General features: G+C 70.9%; 17 protein-coding genes and 2 pseudogenes. 9 read left to right on the top strand and 10 right to left on the bottom strand.

The window, feature by feature from the left end; all coding sequences use genetic code 11:
* Nucleotides 1-20: 20 nt before the first annotated feature.
* Entirely contained in the window at nt 21-929 is a 909-nt protein-coding gene (locus MTO91_RS26935) for an aminoglycoside phosphotransferase family protein (RefSeq protein ID WP_281010838.1), read from the bottom strand.
* A gap of 175 nt (nt 930-1,104) precedes the next feature.
* On the opposite strand from MTO91_RS26935, the gene MTO91_RS26930 reads away from it, so the two are divergent.
* Entirely contained in the window at nt 1,105-1,512 is a 408-nt protein-coding gene (locus MTO91_RS26930; protein ID WP_253066741.1) for a GNAT family N-acetyltransferase, read from the top strand.
* A 980-nt stretch (nt 1,513-2,492) separates the two neighbouring features.
* On the opposite strand, the gene MTO91_RS26925 is transcribed toward MTO91_RS26930, so the two are convergent.
* Nucleotides 2,493-3,440, bottom strand: a complete 948-nt coding sequence (locus MTO91_RS26925) for a hypothetical protein (RefSeq protein WP_253066742.1) — start codon at nt 3,438-3,440, stop codon at nt 2,493-2,495.
* 1 nt (nt 3,441) lies between these two features.
* On the bottom strand, nt 3,442-4,482 hold the full coding sequence (locus MTO91_RS26920) for a hypothetical protein (RefSeq protein WP_253066743.1): 1,041 nt from the start codon (nt 4,480-4,482) through the stop codon (nt 3,442-3,444).
* A 213-nt stretch (nt 4,483-4,695) separates the two neighbouring features.
* On the opposite strand from MTO91_RS26920, the gene MTO91_RS26915 reads away from it, so the two are divergent.
* The gene (locus MTO91_RS26915; RefSeq protein WP_253066744.1) at nt 4,696-4,962 is read left to right on the top strand and encodes a hypothetical protein; all 267 of its coding nucleotides are present in this window, start codon (nt 4,696-4,698) and stop codon (nt 4,960-4,962) included.
* 180 nt (nt 4,963-5,142) lie between these two features.
* Here the strand turns inward: MTO91_RS26915 and MTO91_RS26910 are convergent.
* Nucleotides 5,143-5,824 (bottom strand): annotated as a pseudogene (locus MTO91_RS26910) (IS5 family transposase); the annotation flags it as partial.
* 138 nt (nt 5,825-5,962) lie between these two features.
* Here MTO91_RS26910 and MTO91_RS26905 point away from each other — a divergent pair.
* From MTO91_RS26905 to MTO91_RS26895, 3 genes are all read left to right on the top strand, one after another.
* The gene (locus MTO91_RS26905) at nt 5,963-9,022 is read left to right on the top strand and encodes a Tn3 family transposase (protein WP_100877390.1); all 3,060 of its coding nucleotides are present in this window, start codon (nt 5,963-5,965) and stop codon (nt 9,020-9,022) included.
* Between the two features lie 657 nt (nt 9,023-9,679).
* Complete coding sequence (locus MTO91_RS26900) at nt 9,680-10,291, top strand: cadmium resistance transporter (RefSeq protein WP_100877368.1); 612 nt, start codon at nt 9,680-9,682, stop codon at nt 10,289-10,291.
* 189 nt (nt 10,292-10,480) lie between these two features.
* On the top strand, nt 10,481-11,020 hold the full coding sequence (locus MTO91_RS26895) for a signal peptidase II (RefSeq protein ID WP_100877369.1): 540 nt from the start codon (nt 10,481-10,483) through the stop codon (nt 11,018-11,020).
* 82 nt (nt 11,021-11,102) lie between these two features.
* Here the strand turns inward: MTO91_RS26895 and MTO91_RS26890 are convergent, their stop codons facing one another.
* From MTO91_RS26890 to MTO91_RS26880, 3 genes are read right to left on the bottom strand one after another with little or no spacing between them, the layout of a single operon-like run.
* Complete coding sequence (locus tag MTO91_RS26890; RefSeq protein WP_100877391.1) at nt 11,103-12,332, bottom strand: cytochrome P450; 1,230 nt, start codon at nt 12,330-12,332, stop codon at nt 11,103-11,105.
* Between the two features lie 50 nt (nt 12,333-12,382).
* Nucleotides 12,383-14,377, bottom strand: coding sequence for a heavy metal translocating P-type ATPase (locus MTO91_RS26885; protein ID WP_100877370.1), 1,995 nt, complete (start codon nt 14,375-14,377; stop codon nt 12,383-12,385).
* Entirely contained in the window at nt 14,370-14,741 is a 372-nt protein-coding gene (locus MTO91_RS26880) for an ArsR/SmtB family transcription factor (RefSeq protein ID WP_208622880.1), read from the bottom strand. The genes MTO91_RS26885 and MTO91_RS26880 overlap by 8 nt, the downstream gene beginning before the upstream one ends.
* A 154-nt stretch (nt 14,742-14,895) precedes the next feature.
* Here MTO91_RS26880 and MTO91_RS26875 point away from each other — a divergent pair, with 154 nt between their 5' ends.
* From MTO91_RS26875 to MTO91_RS26860, 4 genes are all read left to right on the top strand, one after another.
* On the top strand, nt 14,896-15,525 hold the full coding sequence (locus tag MTO91_RS26875; RefSeq protein ID WP_100877393.1) for a class I SAM-dependent methyltransferase: 630 nt from the start codon (nt 14,896-14,898) through the stop codon (nt 15,523-15,525).
* Nucleotides 15,522-16,946 (top strand): phenylacetate--CoA ligase family protein, encoded by a 1,425-nt coding sequence (locus tag MTO91_RS26870; RefSeq protein WP_281010845.1) that lies wholly within the window; start codon nt 15,522-15,524, stop codon nt 16,944-16,946. The genes MTO91_RS26875 and MTO91_RS26870 overlap by 4 nt, the downstream gene beginning before the upstream one ends.
* A gap of 248 nt (nt 16,947-17,194) precedes the next feature.
* Complete coding sequence (locus MTO91_RS26865) at nt 17,195-17,743, top strand: recombinase family protein (protein WP_100877232.1); 549 nt, start codon at nt 17,195-17,197, stop codon at nt 17,741-17,743.
* Nucleotides 17,744-17,782: 39 nt separating this feature from the next.
* Entirely contained in the window at nt 17,783-18,712 is a 930-nt protein-coding gene (locus MTO91_RS26860) for a phosphotransferase (protein WP_281010846.1), read from the top strand.
* Nucleotides 18,713-18,722: 10 nt separating this feature from the next.
* Here the strand turns inward: MTO91_RS26860 and istB are convergent, their stop codons facing one another.
* The 3 genes and pseudogenes from istB to MTO91_RS26845 all read right to left on the bottom strand — a co-directional run.
* The gene (istB, locus tag MTO91_RS26855; protein WP_281010848.1) at nt 18,723-19,565 is read right to left on the bottom strand and encodes an IS21-like element helper ATPase IstB; all 843 of its coding nucleotides are present in this window, start codon (nt 19,563-19,565) and stop codon (nt 18,723-18,725) included.
* Nucleotides 19,562-20,587 (bottom strand): annotated as a pseudogene (locus MTO91_RS26850) (Mu transposase domain-containing protein); the annotation flags it as partial. The gene istB and the pseudogene MTO91_RS26850, both read right to left, overlap by 4 nt.
* A gap of 32 nt (nt 20,588-20,619) precedes the next feature.
* The coding region (locus tag MTO91_RS26845) for an IS3 family transposase (RefSeq protein ID WP_476655035.1) at nt 20,620-21,429 on the bottom strand (810 nt) is incomplete at its 5' end.

The raw sequence follows: 21,429 nt of genomic DNA, 5'->3' as shown, positions 1-21,429 counted from the left end.
TCGTCGATCGATTCGCCGGGTCACTCATGGTTCAGGACCCGGTCCAGTGCCTTCCGGCCGGCCGGTCCCCAGGCCGGTTTGCCGCCGGGTAGGCCCCGGTCGCCGTTCTGGCCCATCAGCATCAGGAACAGGCTCTTGAGCAGAGCCAGCCCCCGAGCACGCCGCATCGTCGCCTCGTCGACCTCTGCGTAGGCGGAGAAGAAGTGCTCGGCCATGCCCGCTGGGAGCACCACCCAGGCGGCCGCGAGATCCACCGCGGGGGCGCCGGCGAACAGGGCCCCGAAATCGACCACCCCGGCCAGCGTCCCGTCCGCGATGACGACGTTCGCGGGGTGCAGGTCGCCGTGCACCCACATCCGCGGCCCGGCCCACCCGGGGGTGGCGACGGCGTCCTGCCAGACCGCGCGAGCTCCGGCGGTATCGACATCGAACGCGGCTGTGTCGATCGAGCCCAGGAAGTGCTCGAAGCCTCCGGTGCTCTCGCGAGGGTGGGCTCCGATTCCCATGTCATCACCGGGTGCGTCGCCCGGTGCTGGGACGTGCAGGGCCTGGAGGAACGCGGCGAGGGTGTCGGCGGCGTGCTCGGGCCGGGCGATCACCCCGTGGTCCAGCGGGCAACCGGGCACCCAGGTCATGACGGTCCACAGCTTCCCGAAGCGCTCGCACGGTGTGCCGGCGCGGACCGGGACGGGGATCGGTAACGGCAGTCGTGGCGCGAGCTGGGGTAGCCAACGCCTCTCTTTGAGCTGTGGCTCCGGGGTGGTGTCCATGCGTTGGATCCGCACCGCGAGTTCGTCCCCGAGGCGCCACATCTGGTTACCCCAGCCGCCCTCGACCTCGCTGAGGGGCAGCCCTGCCAGGTCTGGGTGCTGGTCCTGCAGCAGCTCGCGGACCAGGCCCTCGGTGATCTCCGGCTCGGTCTGGGACACACCTCAGACCGTAGCGGGGGGCGCCGACGGCGAACCCGGGTCAGCCGGTGCCGACACAGGAGATGGTCGCCCGGTGATCGTTACGCTCGAGGTCGTGACGACCCGGCGTGTCCGTAGGGCGAGGGCACACGACGTTGAGGCCGTTGTACGGCTTCGTGTCGAGATGTTCCGGGCGATGGGGGTCCCGCAGCATGGCTCCGCCGATTGGCAGGCCGCGGCGACGGAGTGGTTCACGCGGCGGCTGGAGGACCCACGCTTCTGCATCGTGGTCGTCGAGGTGGATGGCGCGGTCGTCGCGACCGCCTTGGGCACACTCCGAGAAGCGCCCCCATCACCGCACTCGACCGAGGGCGATGTGCTGATCAGCAACGTATGCACTGATCCTGGGGCTCGGGGTCGGGGTCACGGCCGCGCAGCCTTCGACGCCGTGCTCGCTTGGAGTCACACCGTTGATGCGGGCCGCGCGGAGTTGCTCGCCACCGATGACGGTCGTCGAATGTACGAGGAATCCGGTTTCAGCGTTTCACGCACACCGGTGATGCGCGCGCCCCTGCATCCGCGGCGCGGACGCCTCATCAGGTAGCCGCTCACCGCGGCCGATTGGGCCGGTGCCGGGTCGTGGTGCGCCTGGATGCGCACACCGAGACCCTGCACCTATGGGACGTCGCGGCCGGCGGCCTGATCGCGACCCAGGCAGGTGCTATGCGCACGCTCGGGGTCACCGCTGGCACTGGGTACGTCCCTACGACTATCGCCGGTGCTCAACGGTATGAGGTAGTCCCGTGGACCGGTGGAGATCAGGCTGTGTGGGGATGAGGGCGTGCTACCTGTTGGGGTTCTTTACTCTGCGGGAGACGGCGTCATCAAACTCTCGTCGCAGGATTGAACGTGAATCTGCGGACCCCCAAACCCGGCGACCGAGGTATCGCCACTCGGCTTTTTCGTCCTGGTTTGAATCATCTGTCTCGGTCATGTACTGCTGAAACCCCACATCGAATGCGCGTTGTCCCTTTTCGGTTCCGTCGTGCGTGAGGCCCGCTCTAGCCAACGGGAAATCCGTATCTGGAAGTAGCACTATTAGTGCGGCAGTTTCAAGTGGGTCAGCTTTTGGGTGTAGGCGACTCCCGATCTGACGCAAGATTTCTAACTCGTGAAGGTTGGTGCGTTCGCGGGTTAGATCTAGGTTCGACTTATACAGAGCGTAGAGTGCGACGATGAGGGCGACTAGGCTTAGTGCAGCTCCGACAACCTGGGACAAGTCGACAACAAAAGACCACATGAGCAGACCTTAGTGTCCCGTTCTCCACGGCTTCCGACCCGACTCCTGAGTGAACTGTCATAATTCGTTATCGGCTAGGCCGGACAGGGCACCATCCGGCCTCAGGGCGGTTGCCTGATCGCGGAGGGGCGTAGACCCACCGGTCGGCGTGCGCCGGCCGTGGCGAGCATCGACGGGATCCAGTTCGGTAAGCCACCTGAGCATCGTCGTCCGCGAGCGGATGACTGGCGCTGGGGCGGTCGATGATGCGCTCGACCGAGCCGCCTCCTCGCGGCCGTGCCCGGTCAGAGCTCTGCTGGAGAGTCGTCGAGCAGCTTGGAGAAGAAGTCGTCCAGCACAGTCCGGCCGCGCTGGGGATCAGCGAGCTCGGCGCCGCCAAAGCGATAGACCTCGTAGCCGGCCAGGCGCAGGCGGCGGTCTTCTGCAGCCATGACGGCATAGCGCCTGGGGCTCGGGCGTCCGTCGTCGGTGGCGTAGTGGTGCTGGCCGTCCACCTCGAGCACGACGCGCCGCCGTCCGGGCAGCAGCAGCAGGAAATCCATCCGCTGACGGACCACCGAGCCGGGGCGCAGCAGCGGATCCGGCCGAAGGTACGGGTCGTAGTGCAGGTACACCTGCGGCAGCAGCGCGGGGACAGACCGATCGGTGTAGCGGTGTGCGTAGGCGCGCAGCAGGAGGCTTTCCGGAGGGCTGCTGCTGGTGGCGGTCGACTGCGCGAGTCGCCGGTAGAGGTGGCGGCCGGCGACGTCGAGGTTGGTCTCGTGCAGGATCTCGGTGGCCCACCACTCCACGAGGGCTCCCCAGGTGAGCCCGTCGTCAGGCAGGGGGCGGTCGTAGACCAGGCACGTCCCGGCGCCCTTGGTGATCTCGATGGTGTTGTTCAACGCGTCCCGCAGGACGATCTCGGGTTTCGGACCGGTTGAGGCGAAGATCAGATTCTTCAGCTCACCCGCGACACCGGTCACGCCGAGCAGATCGACGGTTGCCTGCAACTGCGGGTCGTCCCACTCCGACAGCACCACGCGAGCGACCGGCAGCAGCTCCGGCAGGCCGTGGCCCTGCAGGCGGGCCTGGACGTAGAGCCGTTTGCTGCGGGACGGATCGTCATCCTTGCCCTGAGCCGCCAGCCCGAGCCGCTCGCAGAACGCGGCCACGTTGTAGGACTTCAGGTTCGCCGCGATGGAGTCCGCGATCGCCTCGCGGACGGCATTGGGCTTCGGAGCCCCAGCCACCTCAGACGCCTCCGTGGCGCTCGGTCCATGAGGCGAGGGACGCGTCATCGAGCCCTTCGCCGTCGAGTTGCCGCCGTAGTGCGTCGATCGCCGCGCTGACGCCGTCGTCGGTGAGGCGCTCCAGATCGACGCGGAAGGTCATCTCGTTGACCGGCCGTACTCCCAGGGTGTTGTCCGCCCCGTCGGGCATCGTGCCGTCCTGGTTGCGAAGATCGCTGCGATCGGCGCTGATCAGGCCCATCCGGTGCAGCCGTCGGTAGGCCTCCCGCTGCGCTCGGGGCCGCTCGAAGGCCAGTCCCCACAGGTCGTCGTTCACGCTCAGCCCGTCGTCGTTGCTCTCCTGGCTCAACTGGTTCCGGTAGAGCAGGAACAAGTACGCGACCGTCTCGTCCGGGCCGAGGGCATGAACCCACCCGCAGGTGAAGAACTCTGGAGGCACGTCGATCACCAGCTCGCGCGCCGGCGCCGGGACCTTGTAAGGCTGGATCGGAGCACCACGCAGGACGCTCTCGTCGCGCACCGTGAACTCCTCGTACCGCGGACGGGATTCCTTTAGATCGACCTTGCCGAAGTCGTGGAGCCTGTCCAGCGCGGCGCGTAGTTGGTCGAGCTGGCTGTTCGCCAGGCCGCGAGACGTGCCCGTACGGCGCCCCGGCCGGCGTTCGGTCGGGAGCGCGATCAGGTGCCGCCAGCAGGGGTCGCCGGCCACCACCGGGTACGCCAGCGGGATCGGGGTCGGTGTGCCGATGGTGTTGGTCGGCTTGCGGCACTGCTCGACGAACAGCGCGACGAGCAGCATCTGCACCGCCACCCCCTTCGATGTGGCGAGCTCCCGCAGCGGGCTGATCTCCCGGCCTCCGCGCAGTACAAGACGTGCCCGGAGGCGGACGACCGGTGGGGCCGACTGCGGGCGCTGCGCCCAGAGGCGCTGCCTGACAGCTCGGGCAACGGCGTCGGCGGAGCCCTCGCGGCCCGTCCCGTACTGCAGGCGGGCCAGGAGGTCGAGGCGCTTCGACAACCGATCGTCGACCGTCCGCGCCATGAGACCTACTATCTCAAATCCGACTTTTGAGCGATTGCCTGTACGCGATTGACTGCTCGTTTGACGCTTCGCTCCAGGTGCGATGCGCGTTAAGGGGGCAGTCTATCCCGTGTCGAGCCGGCGTTGCAGGGGGGTCGCGCTCCTCGGCACTCTTCGTCTCGTACCGGGTGTGACCAGGAGGTTCACTCGCCGGTTCGATCCGGAGGAGCGAAGATGATCATCATGTTGCCGACGGCGGCGGAGCTCGCCGCGGGGGTGCTGCACAACGTCGTCCCGATCACGGGTTTGCTGATGACCGTGCTGGTGGTGCTGGTGGTGCTGACCGCGGTGTGGTCGCGGCACCCGGAGCGGCAGTGTCGGAGTGCGCAGCTGCTCGACCGAGTGCTGACCGCCATCAGCTCGGTGGCCACTGCCGCGGTGTCGATGTTCTGCACGATCCTGGTGGTGGTGGCCGCGGGCGTGGCACGACCGGCGGCCTGAACCCGTTGACGACACGAACGGTCCCGGCGGCGCGCCGGGGCCGTTCGTGTCGCTTGTGGGGTTTAGCGGTGCGAGATCCTGCCGCCCATGTCGGACTGGTGAGCTGCCAGCCGGCGGCTCCAGCGCAAGCGGCGGATAGCAGCGTGCCGGTCACGGTCCCTGGCCCCAGCGCCGACACCACTAGGGCGTGTCTCCTAAAGCGCGGAGCCAGGTGACGATCGCCTTCAGGACGGCGCCGCCGCGGAAGGTCAGCGCGAGCTTGTCGTAACGGGTGGCCAGCCCGCGCCACTGCTTGACGTGGCAGAACCCGCGTTCGACGACGTTGCGATTGCGGTAATCGGCGCGGTCGAACGCGGGCGGGCGGCCGCCGCGTGCCCCTCGCCGTTTGCGGTGTCCTTGCTGGTCGGCGGGCTCGGGAATGACGGCGACGATCCGCCGCTCGCGTAGATGGCGGCGGATCGCGCGCGAGGAGTAGGCCTTGTCAGCGCGCAGTCGTTCCGGCCGTGTTCGGGGACGTCCCGGGCCCGCTCGCGCGATGCTCAGATGCGCCATCAGGTGCGGGAACATCGGCGAGTCCCCGCCTTGGCCCGGTCCGAGCAGGACCACCAGCGGCCGGCCGTGACCATCGACGAGCTGGTGGATCTTCGTCGACAGCCCGCCGCGAGACCGACCCAAGGCGTGATCGCCGGGCTCGGCGAGCAGATTCGTGTAATTCGATCCTGCCCCCTGTGTCGCGGGCCAGGGTCGCGGCGTGTTGGTGGGCGCGGAGGATCGTGGAGTCCACACTGACCGCCCAGTCCACGATCCCGGCGGTGTCGGCGTCGGTCAGCAGAGCCGCGAGAACGTGGTCCCAGGTGCCATCGCCGGAGTGGCCCGTGAGGAACAACGGAACGGGATCCATCGGTAGAGCGGCGCCAGCCCGGGGCTCGCGGTAGCGTCGCCGCGTTCGGGGAACGGTCTGGGCTCGACGTTCGAGTCCGTGGCGTGCTGGGGGTTCTCCGTGCCCGTCGAGTTCCTCACCGACGCGCAGGCCGCGACGTACGGCTGCTACGCGAGACCGCCGTCGACGGCGGAGCTGGACCGCTGCTTCCTGCTCGATGACAAGGCCCGCGCTCTGGTCGAGGCGAAGCGGCTGCCGCACACCCGGCTGGGGTTCGCGGTGCAGCTCACGACGTTGTTGTTCATCGGCCGGTTCCTGGCCGATCCGACCGATGTTCCGACCGAGGTCGTGGACTACCTGGCCGAGCAGCTCGACATCGTTGATCCGTCGTGTGTGAAGGACTACCGGGTCCGGGAGATGACCCGGCTCGAGCACGCAGCGCAGATCCGCGAGGCGTACGGGTTCGTCGAGTTCACCGCGGCGGCCGAGGAGCTTGCGCGGTGGGTGGATGACCGGGCGTGGACCACCGGGGATGGCCCGAAGGCGCTGTTCGACGGCGCGGTGGTCTGGCTTCGGGAGCACCGGGTGCTGCTGCCCGGGGTGTCCACCCTGGCTCGGTTGGTGGCCCGGGTCCGGGACGCGGCGATGGCGCGGCTGTGGGACACCCTGGCCGCCCCGCTGACTGCGTCGCAGGCCGCTGCGTTGGATCTGTTGTTGGAGATCCCTGACGGGGCACGAACCTCGGAGCTGGAACGGCTGCGCCGGGGCCCGACCCGGGCGTCGGGCCGCGCGATGGCAGCGGCGTTGGATCGGGTCAGCGAGCTGTCCGCGATCGGCGTCGGTCAGATCGAGCTGGGGGCGGTCCCACGGCGGCGGGTGATCGAGCTGGCCCGCTACGGCATGGCGGGGAAGGCGCCGGCGTTGCGCCGCCACCCTTACGCCCGCCGGCTGGCGACGCTGCTGGCCACGGTGGTGGGGCTGCAGGCTAGGGCCACCGACGATGCGGTGGAGCTGTTCGACGTGCTGATGACCACGGAGCTGTTGGCCCGTGCGCAACGCCAGACCCGTGACGAGCAGGCCCGGCGGTATCCGCGGGTCAGCCGCGACGCCGGGAAGTTGGCCGCCGCGGTCGGGGTACTACTCGAGGCCACGACATGGGGCCCGGAGATCACGCTGGAGCTGGTCTGGGACGCGATCGAGAACGTGGTCTCCCGGGCCGAGCTGCGCACCGCGGTCGCGAACATCACCGACGTCGTGCCGGCCCCGGGCACAGATCCCGACACGGAGTGGCGGGCGACCCTGGCCGACCGCTATGCGGTGGTGCGCCCGTTCCTGCCGATGCTGTGCACGGCCATTCGGTTCGACGCCACCGCCGAGGCCACCCCCGTCCTCGACGCGCTGCGCGCCCTGCCGGACCTGCTCGATGCCCGCCCGACGGCGCGGGTACCGGCGGGGTACCTCGACGCCCGCAAGGTCGCGGTGGACCTGGTCCCGCCAGGCTGGGCGCGGGTGGTGTTCACCCCCGGGCGACCGGAGACCACGGTGAACCGGGCCGGCTACGTATTCTGCGTACTAGAGCTATTTCACCATCGGCTGCGCCGCCGCGACATCTTCGCGCTTGCCTCCGGTCGCTGGGCCGACCCGCGCGCGCAGCTGCTGGACGGCCCGGCGTGGGAGGCCGCCCGCGGCCCGGTGCTCAACGCCCTGCAGCTCCCGCACGATTCCGACCCGCTGCTGGCCGAGCACGCGAGCGACCTCGACGCCGCGCTGCGCCACGTCGCGGGGCGCCTGATCGCCAACACCGAGGTCTCCATCGACGAGCAAGGCCGGTTGCACGCCGGGAAGATCGACGCCGTCTCCGATCCGCCGAGCCTGACCGACCTGCGGCGCCGGTGCGAGGCGATGCTCCCGCGGGTCGACATCGGCGAGGTGGTGCTGGAGGTGATGTCCTGGCACCCGGAGTTCGCGGCGGCGTTCACTCCGGCCTCGGGCGGCCAGGCCCGCCTGGACGACCTGTCGGTGAGCGTGGCGGCCGCGCTGACCGCGCACGCGCTCAACGTCGGGTTCACGCCGGTCCTCAGCCCCGGAGTGGCGGCGCTGACCCGGCACCGGATCAGCCACGTCGACCAGAACTACCTGCGCGCGGAGACCTACGCCGCAGCGAACGCCCCGCTCATCACCGCTCAGGCCGACATTCCGCTGGCCCAGGCGTGGGGTGGTGGGCTGCTCGCGGCGGTGGACGGTGTCCGGTTCGTGGTGCCGGTGCGCAGCATCGACGCCCGTCCCAACCCGCGCTACTTCGGGCGCAGGCGCGGGGTGACGCTGCTCAATCTGGTCAACGACCAGGCCGTCGGGCTGGCCGGGCTGGTCGTGTCGGGCACCCCGCGTGACTCGCTGCACGTGATCGACCTGATCTACCGCCAGGACGGCGGCCGCCGCCCGGAGGTCATCATCAGCGACACCGGCTCGTACAGCGACATGGTGTGCGGGCTGATGCGGCTGCTCGGGTTCGACTACCGCCCCCAGCTGGCCGACCTGCCCGACGCGAAGCTGTGGCGGATCAACCCGGGCGCGGACTATGGCCCGCTCGCCACCGCCGCCCGCGGGAAGATCGACCTCGGTCGGGTCAGGGCGCACTGGCCCGACCTGTTGCGCTTGGCCGGGTCCATCCACACCGGCGCGGTCAGCGCGCACGACGTGCTGCGGATGCTCGCCCACGGCGGCAACCCGACCCAGCTCGGTGAGGCCCTGGCCCACTACGGGCGGATCTTCAAGACCCTGCACGTGCTGTCGTATGTCGATCAAGCCCCGTACCGGGCGGAGATCAAGGGCATGCGCAACCTGCAAGAAGGCCGCCACGACCTGGCCCGGCACGTCTTCCACGGCCGCCGCGGCGATCTGCGCCGCGCCTACCACGAGGGCATGGAGGACCAGCTCGGCGCGCTCGGGCTGGTCCTGAACTGCATCACGCTGTGGAACACCGTCTACCTCGATGCCGCCCTCGCCCAACTGCGCCAGGAGGGCTGCCCAGTGCGCGGCGAGGACGTTGTACGGCTCTCGCCCTACATGCGCCGTCACCTCAACGTGCACGGGCACTACTCGTTCCAGCTCCCCGACCTCGCCGGGACCCGCCGTACGCTGCGCGATCCCGACACCGGCGACGAGGACGAGGACCGTTGACCGCCGCTCTACCGGGCGTCGAGCCGCCGACATCGCGCCGCGCAGTGCTGACGTGATGGCGGCTCCGGCAGGTCGACCCCAGGTCCACATCGTCGCCGCCGCTCATGCTGCTGATCGTGCTGTGCACCGGAGGACACTAAACCGCTGTGACCGACCGTCACCGGTTCTCGGTGACGGTGGTCCGCAGGCGCCGACCTACGATCGCGCCTTGACCTGTCACGCCGCTGTCCACGCTGCAGCGCGAGGTACCCGGCGGCCGGTCGACGCCGGCAAAGCGCGGCGAGAATTTGCATCGGCTATTGACTATGACAGCGGCGGACGATGATAGCATCGTCGTATGACGATGCTGCGTGCCCGACCAAGCGTCTTCAGCGTATTCACGGCTCGTCTGCCGTTTCTGGGTCACACGAGCACGCCCGCGCTGCGTCACGTGCCCGGAACGCTGACAGCGTGTCGGACCGCGCGCGAGCGCCGGCGCCGCCGTAGCGGTCCTCACCCCGCTCGCGGTGCCCCACCGCTCGGTCGGCATGTCATGTCGTAGCTCACCGGGACCACGCTCCGCTGGAGCGGCGTGCCCGAACCGCCGTACCGCCCGCTCCCCGGCGGCCGACTCTCGCCGACCGAACGATGTCGGCGACCACCAAGAAGGCAGCAGCCATGGAACCCCTCACGTGGACCCTGCAGGCCATCGGCCTGTTCATGGTCACCAACATCGACGACGTCATCGTGCTGTCGCTGTTCTATGCCCGAGGTGCCGGCGTCCCGGGGACCACGGCCAGGATCCTCGGTGGTCAGTACCTCGGTTTCGGCGCCATCCTGGCCGCGGCGGTGCTCGTCGCCCTGGGCGCGCGCAGTTTCCTGCCCGAGGAGGTCATCCCGTACTTCGGCCTGATCCCGCTGGTCCTGGGCCTGCTCGCGGCCTGGCGGTCCTGGCGGTCCTGGTGTGACGGTGACGACGATGACGACGAGGGCAAGCTCAGCGGCAAGGCGCTCAGCGTGCCCGCCATCGCCGCGATCACCTTCGCCAACGGCGGGGACAACATCGGCGTCTACGTACCGGTCTTCGCCACCGTCGGCACCGGCGGCATCATCGCCTACTCGATCGTGTTCCTCGCCCTGGTCGCCGTGCTGGTCGCCGCGGCGCGCTTCGTCGCCACCCGCAAACCGATCGCCGAGGTGCTGGAGCGCTGGGAGCAGGTGCTGTTCCCGATCGTGCTGATCGGTCTGGGCATCGTCATCCTGGTCGAGGGCGGCGCCTTCGGCCTGTAGGTGCCGGCGTGCCGCGGCTGCGGTCTGTTGAGGCGGCGCATCCGCGTACTGCTGGCGGCACCGCCTCTCCGCGGCGAGACGGAGCCGGTGCGCTGTCATCGGCTCCGCCGTTTATCATCGCCTTATGCCGATTGCTGTCGCTGGTGCGAGGTCGGACGGGGACCCGAGCGATCGGGCGGAGTCGCGCCGATGAGTGCCTGGCCGAGATCACGCTCGGTCGCCACGGCCGGTGTCACGGCGGCGGTCGCTGTCCTGGTCGATGTGGTGACCAAGTGGCTGGCCGATACCCGACTGCCCGGCGCGCCGGTAGACCTCGGGATCGGGCGCCTACAGCTCAGCTACAACACCGGGGTGGCGTTCAGTCTGGGCGACGGGCTGCCGACCTGGGCCGTGCTCGCGCTGGCCGGGGTGATCACCAGTGGCGTGCTGGTCGCGATCGTCGCCGGCTGGCTGCGCCCGCCGGTGCCGGCGGGCCTCGTGCTGGGCGGTGCGATGGCCAACATCGTGGACCGGGCCGGGGACGGCGCGGTCACCGACTTCCTGTGGCTGGGCTGGTTCCCGACGTTCAACCTGGCCGACACCGCGATCACCCTCGGGGTGCTCGCCCTGCTGTGGGCGTCGTGGCGCACCGAGAACCGCAGCGTCGCAGGACACGCCACGGAGCAGGAATCGGCAGACCAGGGCCGCCCCCCTCGGACGGCACCTCGTGAACCCCACGGCACCTCGTGAGCGGCGGCCCTGGCGACCGCGCACCCGAACCAGCCGCCGACACTGCGGCGACCAGGGTGATGCGCGGGCCGGGTGCGATGCGTCAGCGGGCGGTGGGGGTGAGGAGCACGCCGCTGCGGGGGCGGGTCGGGACCCGGGACAGGTCGACCTCGAGGTCCTGGGGTGGCAGCGTGTAGTCCAGCCGGGCGAGCGTGCGGGTGGCGACGGCGATCATGGTGAGCACGACGTCCTCGCCGGGGCAGCGGTGCCCGGTGGCCACGTCGCCACCGCCCTGCGGTACCAGGGTGTCCGGGTCGACCGGGCCGGCGAGAAAGCGGTCGGGGTCGAAGCGGTCGGGGTCGGGCCAGTGCGTCGGGTCGTGGTCGGTGCCGTGCACGTCGAGCACCACCAGCCCGCCGCGCGGGACCGGGACGCCGAGGACGTCCTGGTCCTCGCGGGCCACGGCGGCGAGCACCGGCACGAACGGGTAGCGCCGGCGCACCTCCTGGGCGAACGCGGCGACAGCGCCCTGGTCGGGCTCGGTGTCGGCGAGGCGGTGGCGCCATTCGGGGTGCTCGTGCAGGGCCATGCCGGCGAAGGCCACGTACCAGGCCGCGGCCACGGTTGGGCGCACGAAGTTGAGCAGTGCGACGCCGGCGACGCGGGCGGGCAACGGCCGCCCGCGCAGGTCCCGGGCCGTCGCGACCGCGTGCAGCGCGGTACCGGGCGCCGGGTGGATCTGTCCGAGGCGGGCCCGGCGGACGAGCCCGGCCGCCCACCGGCCCAGCCGCGCGCGGGCGAGGGCGGCCCGGGCGAAGGGCCGCCCCGGCGTGCCGAACCCGTCGACGATGTCGGCGAGCTGCCGCGCCCGCCGGGGCAGCTCCGCGGACGCCATCGGGATCCCGGCCCACGGCAGCACGGCCGCGCCCAGGACCTGCACGGCCTCGTCGAACAGCCGCACCGGCGCCCCGCCCGCCCAGCGCCGGGTGACCGCCTGCCACTCCTGCTCGGCACACCGACCGAGGTCGGCCACCGCGTCGGCGGTGAGCACCCGCAGGTACAGCGCCTTGCGGTGGTGGTGCTCGGCATTGTCGAGGCCGTGCACCGTGTCCCGGCCGAACAGCACCAGCTTCAATGGGGCCGGCAGCGACCCGCGGCGGCGTAGCCGCGGATCGTAGAAGCGACGCACCCCGGCCGGGCCGCCGATCAGCACCGCGCGGCGGCCCAGCAGCCGGGTCGGTACCGCCCACGGGGCCGTCGGGGGGTCTGGCCGCAGCCCGCCGGCCCAGCGGTACCCCTGACGGAGCAGCTGCAGCGTCTGGTCCCTCACCACGTCCTGCACCTACCCCTCAACCTCGGGAATCCGTCCGGTGTTCACCGGCATCAGCCGCGATGTGCGGCGTCGAGCGGTTGCGGGCGCGTCGGCGCCGACGGCGGGAGCACCGTGGCGGCGGTGGGAGACAGCGCGCGGGTGCGGCCGGCGCGCACCCCGTTGGCGATGACCAGGATCTCGGCGAGCTCGTGCACGGCGACGACCGCGGCCAGGCCGAGCACGCCGAGCAGGGCCAGCGGCATCAGTCCGACGATGATGGCCAGCGACAGCCCGACGTTCTGCAGCATGATCCGCCGGGCTCGTCGGGCGTGGTCGAGGGCCTGGGGCAGGTGGCGCAGGTCCTCACCCATCAGGGCGACGTCGGCGGTTTCGATGGCCACGTCGGTGCCCATCGCGCCCATGGCGATGCCCAGATCCGCGGTGGCCAGCGCGGGGGCGTCGTTGACGCCGTCGCCGACCATCGCGGTGGGCCGTTCGGCGCGCATCGTCGCGATGAGTGCAGCCTTGTCCTCAGGTCGCAGCTCGGCGTGCACGTCACGGATGCCGGCCTGCGCGGCGAGCGCGGCGGCGGTGGCGTGGTTGTCCCCGGTGAGCATCGCGACCCGGTAGCCGTCGCGCTGCAGGTGGGCGACGACCTCGGCGGCCTCGGGCCGCAGCTCGTCGCGCACGGCGACCGCGCCGAGGACCGTCCCGTCGGCTTCGACGAGCACCGCGGTCGCCCCGGCCTCCTGCATGCCGCGCACCGGCCCGGCCAGGTCACCGGGGTCGATCCAGCCCGGCCGGCCCAGCCGCAGCGCACGCCCGTCCAGGCGGCCGGTGAGCCCGGCGCCGGGCACGGCCTCGACGTCGGCGGCCGGGGTGGGCTGGTCGACCGCGGCCAGGATCGCGCGGGCCAGGGGGTGCTCGCTGCGCGCCTCCAGCGCGGCGGCCAGCGCGAGGACCTGCTCGCGGGTGGCGCCACCGGTGGTGGCGACCTCGATCACGACGGGCCGGTTGCGGGTCAGGGTGCCGGTCTTGTCCAGGGCGACCTGGCGCACGGCGCCCAGGGCCTCGAGCGCGGCGCCGCCCTTGACCAGCACCCCCATCTTGCTCGCCGCGCCGACCGCGGCGACCACGGTCACCGGGATCGAGATCGCCAGCGCGCACGGTGACGCGGCGACCAGCACGACCAGCGCGCGTTCGATCCACACCAGCGGGTCACCGAACACGCTGCCCACCACGGCGATCAGTGCGGCGGCGACCAGCACGCCCGGGACCAGTGGACGCGCGATCCGGTCGGCGAGGCGCTGCGCGGCGCCCTTGCGGGACTGCTCGGCCTCCACGATCGCCACGATCCGGGCCAGCGAGTTGTCCGCGGCGGTGCTGGTGACCTGCACCTCCAGCACGCCGGTGCCGTTGATCGACCCGGCGTACACCTCGTCGCCGGGGCCGGCCTCGACCGGCACCGACTCCCCGGTGATCGCCGAGACGTCCAGCGCGGTCCGCCCGGTCCCGACGGTCCCGTCGGTGGCCAGGCGCTCCCCGGGGCGCACCAGCATGGTGTCCCCGACCCGCAGCTCGCCCGGAGCGACCACGATCTCCAGGCCGCCGCGCAGCACGGTGGCCTGCTCGGGGACCAGCGAGAGCAGCGCGCGCAGGCCGCGGCGGGTCCGGGCGATCGAGTACTCCTCCAGGCCCTCGCTGATGGAGAACAGGAACGCCAGCATCGCGGCCTCGCCGACCTCGCCGAGCGCGACGGCGCCGACCGCGGCGATGGTCATCAGGGTGCCTACCCCGATCTTGCCCTTGGCCAGGCGGCGCAGTGTGGACGGCACGAACGTCCACGCCCCCACCGCTAGCGCGAGGACCTGCAGGGCGAGCTCCACCGGCGCCGGCCCACCGGACCAGCCCACGACCAGCGACGCGCCGAGCAGCACCCCGGCCACCGCGGCGGCGCGCAGCTCGGAGACCTCCCACAACCGCTCCGGCTCCCGCTCCGCCACGACCTCACCGGTCTCGGCGTCGACGCGGGGCTCATCGGGGCCGCACCCGCACGCGTCACTCACCGCGCACCCCCACGGTGCCGGTACCGAAGTTCGGGCACAGCGCCACGGCCGACCCGGTCGCCCCCAACAACCTCTCCGCGGCGGCGAGCAGGTCCAGCAGCTCCGGGCGGGTCAGCGAGTAGAACATCTGCCGGCCCTCCGGACGGCCCATCACCAGGCCGCAGTCGCGCAGGCACGCCAGGTGCGCCGACACCGTCGACTGCGCCGACCCGAGCCGCTCGGTCAGATCCACCACCCGCGCCTCGCCCCGGGCGAGGTGCTGCACGATCGCGAGCCGGGTCGGGTCGGACAGGCTGTGGAACAACGCCGCAGCCGGCATCAACTCCTGGCGCGGGGACACCGCCACCGCATCTGGCATCGTCATGCGGCGATGATAACGCATGTGGCCCATGTTCGGCGCCAGCTTTTCGACGCCCTCGATCGTCGCAGCCCTGGACACCGCCGCGACACCTCTGGTATCCATCGCTAGCCAACGATGTAACCGCATATCGTCGATAACTGGGAGGTCTGTCGTGTTGATGAACCGGGTGGAAACGGCCCTGGTGAACAGCCCGCCGCGGCGCGCGTTGCAGCGGTTCTACGAGACCCCGACGCTGCTGCGGCTGGGCGGGGCACTATCCCCGGACGCGCGGGTGCTCGAGGTGGGGTGCGGGGCGGGGTACGGCACCGAGCTGATCCTGCGCCGGTTCGCCGCGGCTCGTGTGGACGCGATCGACCTGGACCCGGCCATGGTCACTCGGGCGAAGCGCCGGCTGGCTGGTTACGGGGAGCGGGTGCGGCTGGCCACCGGCGACATGACCGACCTGCGCACCGCCCTGGACGCCGAGGACAACAGCTACGACGCGGTGTTCGACTTCGCGATCGTGCACCACGTCCCGGACTGGCGAGCGGCGCTGGCGGAGATCGTTCGGGTGCTCAAGCCGGGCGGGCGGTTCTACTTCGACGAGGTCACCGCCGCCGCGCTGGCCACCCGCGGCTACCGGTGGCTGTTCGACCACCCCACCGAGGACCGGTTCACCGCGAGCGAGTTCGTCGCCGAACTGGAGCGCCAGGGACTGCAGGTCGGGTCCCGGTGGCGCACCCGGGTTCGCGGGCACTACCTGCTCGGGGTGGCCCAGCGCCCGTACAGCGACGCCGCACCGCGGTGAGCCCCGCCGGCGAGGACGGGGCGTTGCGGCTGCTGCTCGACGCCCGCCGGACCTACCGACACGGCCCGGAGGCGATCGACGCCCGCCAACGCGCCCGCCTGGCCGAGCTCGTGGACTTCGCCCGCGGCCACGGCAGCGTGTACCGCGAGCTCTACCAGGACCTGCCCGGCCGGGTGGAGGACCCGCGCCTGCTGCCGGTCACCAGCAAGGCGGCACTGATGGCACGGTTCGACGACTGGGTCACCGACCCGCGCGCGAGCAGGGAGCGGGTGCAGGCGTTCGTGGCCGACCCCGCCCAGATCGGCCAGCCGTTCCTCGCCATCCCACCCGGCTACCGCGGCGGTTCCCGAGCCGGCTACACGGTGGCGACCACGTCGGGTACCACCGGCACGCGGGGGATGTTCCTGCTCGACGAGCGGGCACTCGCGGTGACCACCGCGCTGAGCTCGCGCATGCTCAGCACCTGGCTGAACGCGAGCGCGCTGCCCCGGCTGATCGCCGGGCGGGGACGACTGGCGATGGTCACCGCCACCGGCGGGCACTTCGCCTCCACCGCCGCGGCCGCCCGCCTGCGCCGCACCAGACGCGGCCGCCGCCGGGTCCAGGCGCTGTCGGTACACACCCCGCTGCCGGAACTGGTGACCCAGCTCAACGCGTTCCCACCCGCCGTGCTCGCCCCCTACGCCACCACCGCGGCGCTGCTGGCCACCGAACAACAGGCCGGGCGGCTGCGGATCCGCCCCGCCCTGGTCGCGCTCGCCGCCGAAGGCCTGCCCGACCCAGAGATCGCGCGGATCGCCACCGCGTTCGGCTCCGCGGTGGGCAACTCCTACGCCGCGACCGAGTGCCCGTTCCTGTCCTACAGCTGCCACCACGGCTGGCTGCACGTCAACGCCGACTGGGCCATCCTCGAACCCGTCGACGCCGACCACCGGCCCACCCCGCCCGGCCAGCAGTCCCACACCGTGCTGCTGACCAACCTGGCCAACCGGGCCCAGTCGATCCTGCGCTACGACCTCGGCGACAGCGTCCTGGCCCGCCCCGACCCCTGCGACTGCGGCAGCCCACTGCCCGCGATCCGGGTGCAGGGCCGCACCGCGGACCTACTCACCCTCCCCACCACCCACGGCACCACCGTGACACTCACCCCGCTGACCCTCTCGACCCGCCTGGACCGGCTGCCCTCCGTGGCGCTGTTCCAGATCCTGCAGATCTCCCCGACCGAGCTCTCGGTGCGAATCCAGCCCGCACCCGGCGCCACCCCGCAGCAGGCCTGGGCCCACGTGCACCGCGAACTCACCGACCTGCTCGCCGCCCACGGCCTCGCCCAGATCACCGTTCGACGCGCCGAGCAGCTCCCCCAACCCGCCACCGGCGGCAAGTACCGACTGGTTCAACCGCTGGCCGACACACCGGGCTGACCACGCCACACGTGGCGTCGACCGACCATGCGCTGTCGGCTGCTCGGCCGTACCCTCTCACGATCTTCTCTCCGGTCGACGACGCAGGCGTCGCGGCGCACGGATCGCGACCTCGTCTCGTAGACCGAACCCCCACCGGGACACCCCGGCCCCGCCCGCGAACCGAAGATCGCTGCTGCTCGGCGATTCCCGTAAGACCCGCCCGATGAAATGCCCGATGAAGGGGCGCTTACTGGGACACTCGCACGGTGAGCGGACTACTGATCGGCTACGCCCGGGTCTCCACCGACGAACAAGACCTCACCGCCCAACGCGACGCCCTCACCACCCTCGGCGTTGCGCCCGAGCGGATCTACGTCGATCACGGCCTGACCGGAACCAACCGGGCCCGGCCCGGGCTGCGCGAGGCGATGGCCGCGTGCCGCGGCGGCGACGTGCTGGTCGTGACCAAACTCGACCGGCTCGCCCGGTCGCTGCCCGACGCCCGCGACATCGTCGCCGAGCTCACCGCCCGCGAGGTCAAGCTCAGCCTCGGCGGGTCGGTCCACGACCCGACCGACCCGGTCGGCAGATTGTTGTTCAACGTGCTGGCCATGGTCGCCGAGTTCGAGTCAGACCTGATCAAGATGAGGACCCGGGAGGGCATGAAGGTCGCCCGCGCCAAGGGCCGGCTGCGTGGCAAGAAGCCCAAGCTCAGCCCGCGCCAGGAGTCCCACCTCGTCGAGCTGCACCACGCCGGCGCGCATACCTGTCAACGGTTCGTCAAAGTTGACCCCCTCCGGGACTCCGAAAAATGACTCTGGGGTGGCCTGGCAGCTCAGTGAGACAGTGCATGGATGCTTGCCGACGAGGTGCCGGCCTGGATCGTGGCGTGGTGTCGAGATCACCTCGGCGGCGAACCTGTAGAGGTTCTGTTCGACCTCGTGCAGATGTCGTCAGTGCTGGGGATGCGTCTGACGGACGGATCCGAGGCAGTCGTGAAGGTCCGTGAGGACGACGGCCGCGGGGCTGGCTGTGTGCGCGTGCAGGCGCAGCTCGCTGAGCGCGGGTTTCCGTGCCCGAGACCGTTGACGAGGGCAGTCACCTCGGACGGGATGGTCGTTCATGCCGAGGAGTTCCGGCCTGGCGGGGAGGTGTGGGGCGGCGATTCCCCCGAGGTCGCAGGGCGCTATGGACAGGTGTTCGGCTGGTTGCTTGAGGAGCTGCAGAACGTGCAGGCCGGCCCGCTGCTGCCGAATCCGCGCTGGGTCCGGTGGGACCACCCCGGGCCCGGCGTCTGGCCGAGCATCGCTTTCCTCGATGAGAAGGACCAGAGCCTCGTGCCGCAGTTCGTCAGCGAGGTCGCCCAGCGAGCGCGGTCGCGGCTGCGAGCGGCGGACGCGCCCTGTGTCCTGGGCCATGCCGACTTCGAGGCGCAGAACCTGCGCTGGAAGGGCCCGACGTTGTGGGCGATTCACGACTGGGACAGCGTGGCCTGGCAACCCGAGGCTGCGCTGGTCGGTGCTGCGAGCGGAGCGTTCCCCAGACTGCCTGGTGAACCGCCGTCGCTGGCGACGATCGCCAGCTCAGAGGCGTTCGTGGAGGCATATCAGCAGGTGCGCGGCCGATCGTTCACCGCCGAGGAGCAGGAGCTCGTCTGGGCAGCGAGCCTGTGGCCGGTCGCCCATAACGCCCGCTGGGACGCACTGCATCGAACAACGACGTCGCCCTCGACAGCGGCGCTGGTCGGGCAGGCGACCGATCGCCTCGCTTGGGCTGGTGCATGACGGGCCGAGGTCAGTCGCTGGTGGCTCGATCCTTCGCGAGGAGCTCGCGGCGCGCCCGGGTCCGGTAAGACTCCCCGGACAGGGTCAGGACTTCGGCGTGGTGGACGAGACGGTCGATCATGGCTGCGGCGACGACGTCGTCGGAGAACGTCTCGCCCCACCGCCCGAACGGCAGGTTCGAGGTGACCATGACGCTGCCTTGTTCGTAACGCGAGGCGATGAGCTGGAAGAACAGGTTCGCCGCGTCCTGGTCGAACGGGATGTAACCGACCTCGTCGACGATGATCAGCCGGTAACGACGGATCTTCTTCAGTTCCGCCTCCAGAGTGCCGGTGTGGTGGGCGGCGCCGAGCCGGGCGATCCAGTTGGAAGCGGTGTCGAACAGGACAGAGTGCCCAGCCTGCGCGGCTTTGACCCCGATCCCGATCGCCAGATGCGTCTTCCCGATCCCGGGCGGACCCAGCAGGATCACGTTCTCCGCCTTCGACACGAACGTCCCCGTCGCCAGGTGAGCGAGCAAGTCCCGGCGTAACGAGGGCAGATGGTCGAGGTTGAAGTCCTCCAACGTCTTGACCTGCGGGAAGTGCGCGGTCCGGATCCGCATCGTGGTCCCGGCGGCCTCGCGGTCGGCGACCTGGCGGGCCAGCAACGCGGCCAAGAACTCCTCGTGCGACCAGTTCTGGTCCCGCGCCTGCTCGGCCATCTTCTCCCAGCAGGCCGCGATCGTGGGGACCTTCAACGCCCGGGTCAGATAAGCCAGCTGCGCGCCCAGCCCGTCCGAGCCAGCCGTCTTCGTCGCGGTGGTGCGGGTCCCGTTCGTAGCCGGGCTGGTGCTGGTGCTGGTGGGACTCATAACGGTGTGGCCTCCGCAGACTGGGGAGTGGAATGGAGATCAGGGGTGGGGTCGAAGTCGACGCCGAACAAGGCGTCGTAGTCCGGCAGCGCCCGCAGGACCACGGTGTGGCCGTCGGCGTGCTGACGTGCCGTGCGGGCGCCGGCCTCACGTCGGGCGGCGAACTCGCGGCGCAAGACCTGCGCCGCCGCCAGGTGGGCCGGGTCGTTGACCACCGCCCGCTGTGCCCAGGACCGGCGGTGGCGGGCCACGACCTGCTCGTCGCAGACCACGATCACCGTCGAGAGCGAGGCATAGACCTCGACGAACCGGCCGATCACCCGCGGGTCCACCGAGTAGTCACAGGTGTCGACCCGGACGTAGTGATCACGGGCCAGCCGGGTCCGATGGCGCAGCCCGACCGCCGGGGCGACCGGTGACAGCCCGAGCATCGCAGCATGGTCGGCCTCGAACAGATCCACCGGGCGCCCGCCGACCGAGCGGACCGCCCGCTGGTTCGCCCGGGACAGCCAGCCCTCGAGCTGAGCGGTGAAGTCCGCCGGTGAGGTGAACGAGCGCCCCGGCAGGAACGAGGTCTCCAGATAGCCGTTGGCGCGTTCGACGATGCCCTTGAACTCCGGGTCCCGCGGCGGAGCGAGCTGGATGCGCGTGGCCAGCGTTCCGGCGAACGCGGCGACCGGGGCATTGACCCGGCCCTTGATCGCGATACCTGCCTCGCGGTCCCAGACCAGCGTCCTCGGCACCCGCCCCAGCGCGGTGATCAGCTGCCACATGCCTGAGAGCAGGTCACCGGTCTGACGCGACGGCAGCAACGTCGCTGACAGGAACCGCGAGTAGCCCTGGGCCATCACCAGCACCGGCAGAATCCGCGCCTGACCGGCGCCGACAGGGATCTTCGTCGGCGGGAACCACAGGTCGCACTGGGCGAGCTCCCCGGGCCGGTAGGACATCCGGGTGACCGGATCGACTCCGACGTACTCGGGGCGGATCTTGGCCAGGCGCTTCTTCAACGGCCCCTCGGAGTGAGTCGCTCTGGGGCTGATGGAGACTCGCGCTATGGGATTCCGACCGGGTGTTGGTCGTCCCGGTGGGCAGCGTAGAACGCCTGCTCGTACTCGTGCGGAGGCCGGTCTCCGAGGTAGCCGTGCAGGCGCTGGTGGTTGTGCCAGTGCACCCAGCCCAGCGTCGCGAGCTCGACGTCCTCCACTGTCTTCCATGGACCGTCTCGGGCGGGTCCGCGGATCAGCTCGGCCTTGTAGTAGCCGTTCACGGTCTCGGCCAGCGCATTGTCGAACGAGTCCCCGACGCTGCCGATCGACGGAACCGCGCCGATCTCAGCGAGCCGCTCGCCGTAGCGCACCGACGTGAATTGCGACCCGGCATCGCTGTGACAGCGCAGGTCCGGCAGCCGGGTGCCGCGCGACCAGCGCGCCATCTCTAGCGCATCGAGCACCATGCTGGTGCGCATGTGCCCGGCGACCCGCCAGCCCACGATCATCCGCGAGAAGGCGTCGACGATGAAACACACGTAGGCGACCCCGGCCCAGGTCGGCACGTAGGTCAGGTCGGTAACCCACAGCTGATTCGGCGCGTCGGCCCGGAACTGGCGCTGCACCAGGTCCGGATGGCGCGCCGCGACTGGATCCGCCCGAGTGGTGCGCAGGCGCTTGGTCCGTCGGGCGCCCTCGATACCCGCCGCGCGCATCAAGCGGGCGACCTGGTCACGGCCGACGTCCAAGCCGTCGCGGCGGGCGGCCTTCCACAACTTGCGTGCCCCGTAGACGCGGTAGTTGTTCTCCCACAACCCGACCAGCCGCGGGGTCAGCTCGGCGTCCCGCCTGGCCCGCGCCGAGGCCGGGCGGGT

Source organism: Pseudonocardia sp. 2-7, assembly GCF_056341085.1.
The sequence above is the reverse complement of the archived record's forward strand: the minus strand, read 5'-3'. Positions and strand labels throughout refer to the sequence as shown.

Bases quoted from the DNA above. Each gene is read 5' to 3' on its own strand.
- MTO91_RS26930 (WP_253066741.1), top strand. From the start codon at position 1,105: ATGGGGGTCCCGCAGCATGGCTCCGCCGATTGGCAGGCCGCGGCGACG.
- MTO91_RS26920 (WP_253066743.1), bottom strand. From the start codon at position 4,482: ATGGCGCGGACGGTCGACGATCGGTTGTCGAAGCGCCTCGACCTCCTG.
- MTO91_RS26915 (WP_253066744.1), top strand. From the start codon at position 4,696: ATGATCATCATGTTGCCGACGGCGGCGGAGCTCGCCGCGGGGGTGCTG.
- MTO91_RS26900 (WP_100877368.1), top strand. From the start codon at position 9,680: ATGGAACCCCTCACGTGGACCCTGCAGGCCATCGGCCTGTTCATGGTC.
- MTO91_RS26895 (WP_100877369.1), top strand. From the start codon at position 10,481: ATGAGTGCCTGGCCGAGATCACGCTCGGTCGCCACGGCCGGTGTCACG.
- MTO91_RS26880 (WP_208622880.1), bottom strand. From the start codon at position 14,741: ATGACGATGCCAGATGCGGTGGCGGTGTCCCCGCGCCAGGAGTTGATG.
- MTO91_RS26875 (WP_100877393.1), top strand. From the start codon at position 14,896: ATGAACCGGGTGGAAACGGCCCTGGTGAACAGCCCGCCGCGGCGCGCG.
- MTO91_RS26860 (WP_281010846.1), top strand. From the start codon at position 17,783: ATGCTTGCCGACGAGGTGCCGGCCTGGATCGTGGCGTGGTGTCGAGAT.
- istB (WP_281010848.1), bottom strand. From the start codon at position 19,565: ATGAGTCCCACCAGCACCAGCACCAGCCCGGCTACGAACGGGACCCGC.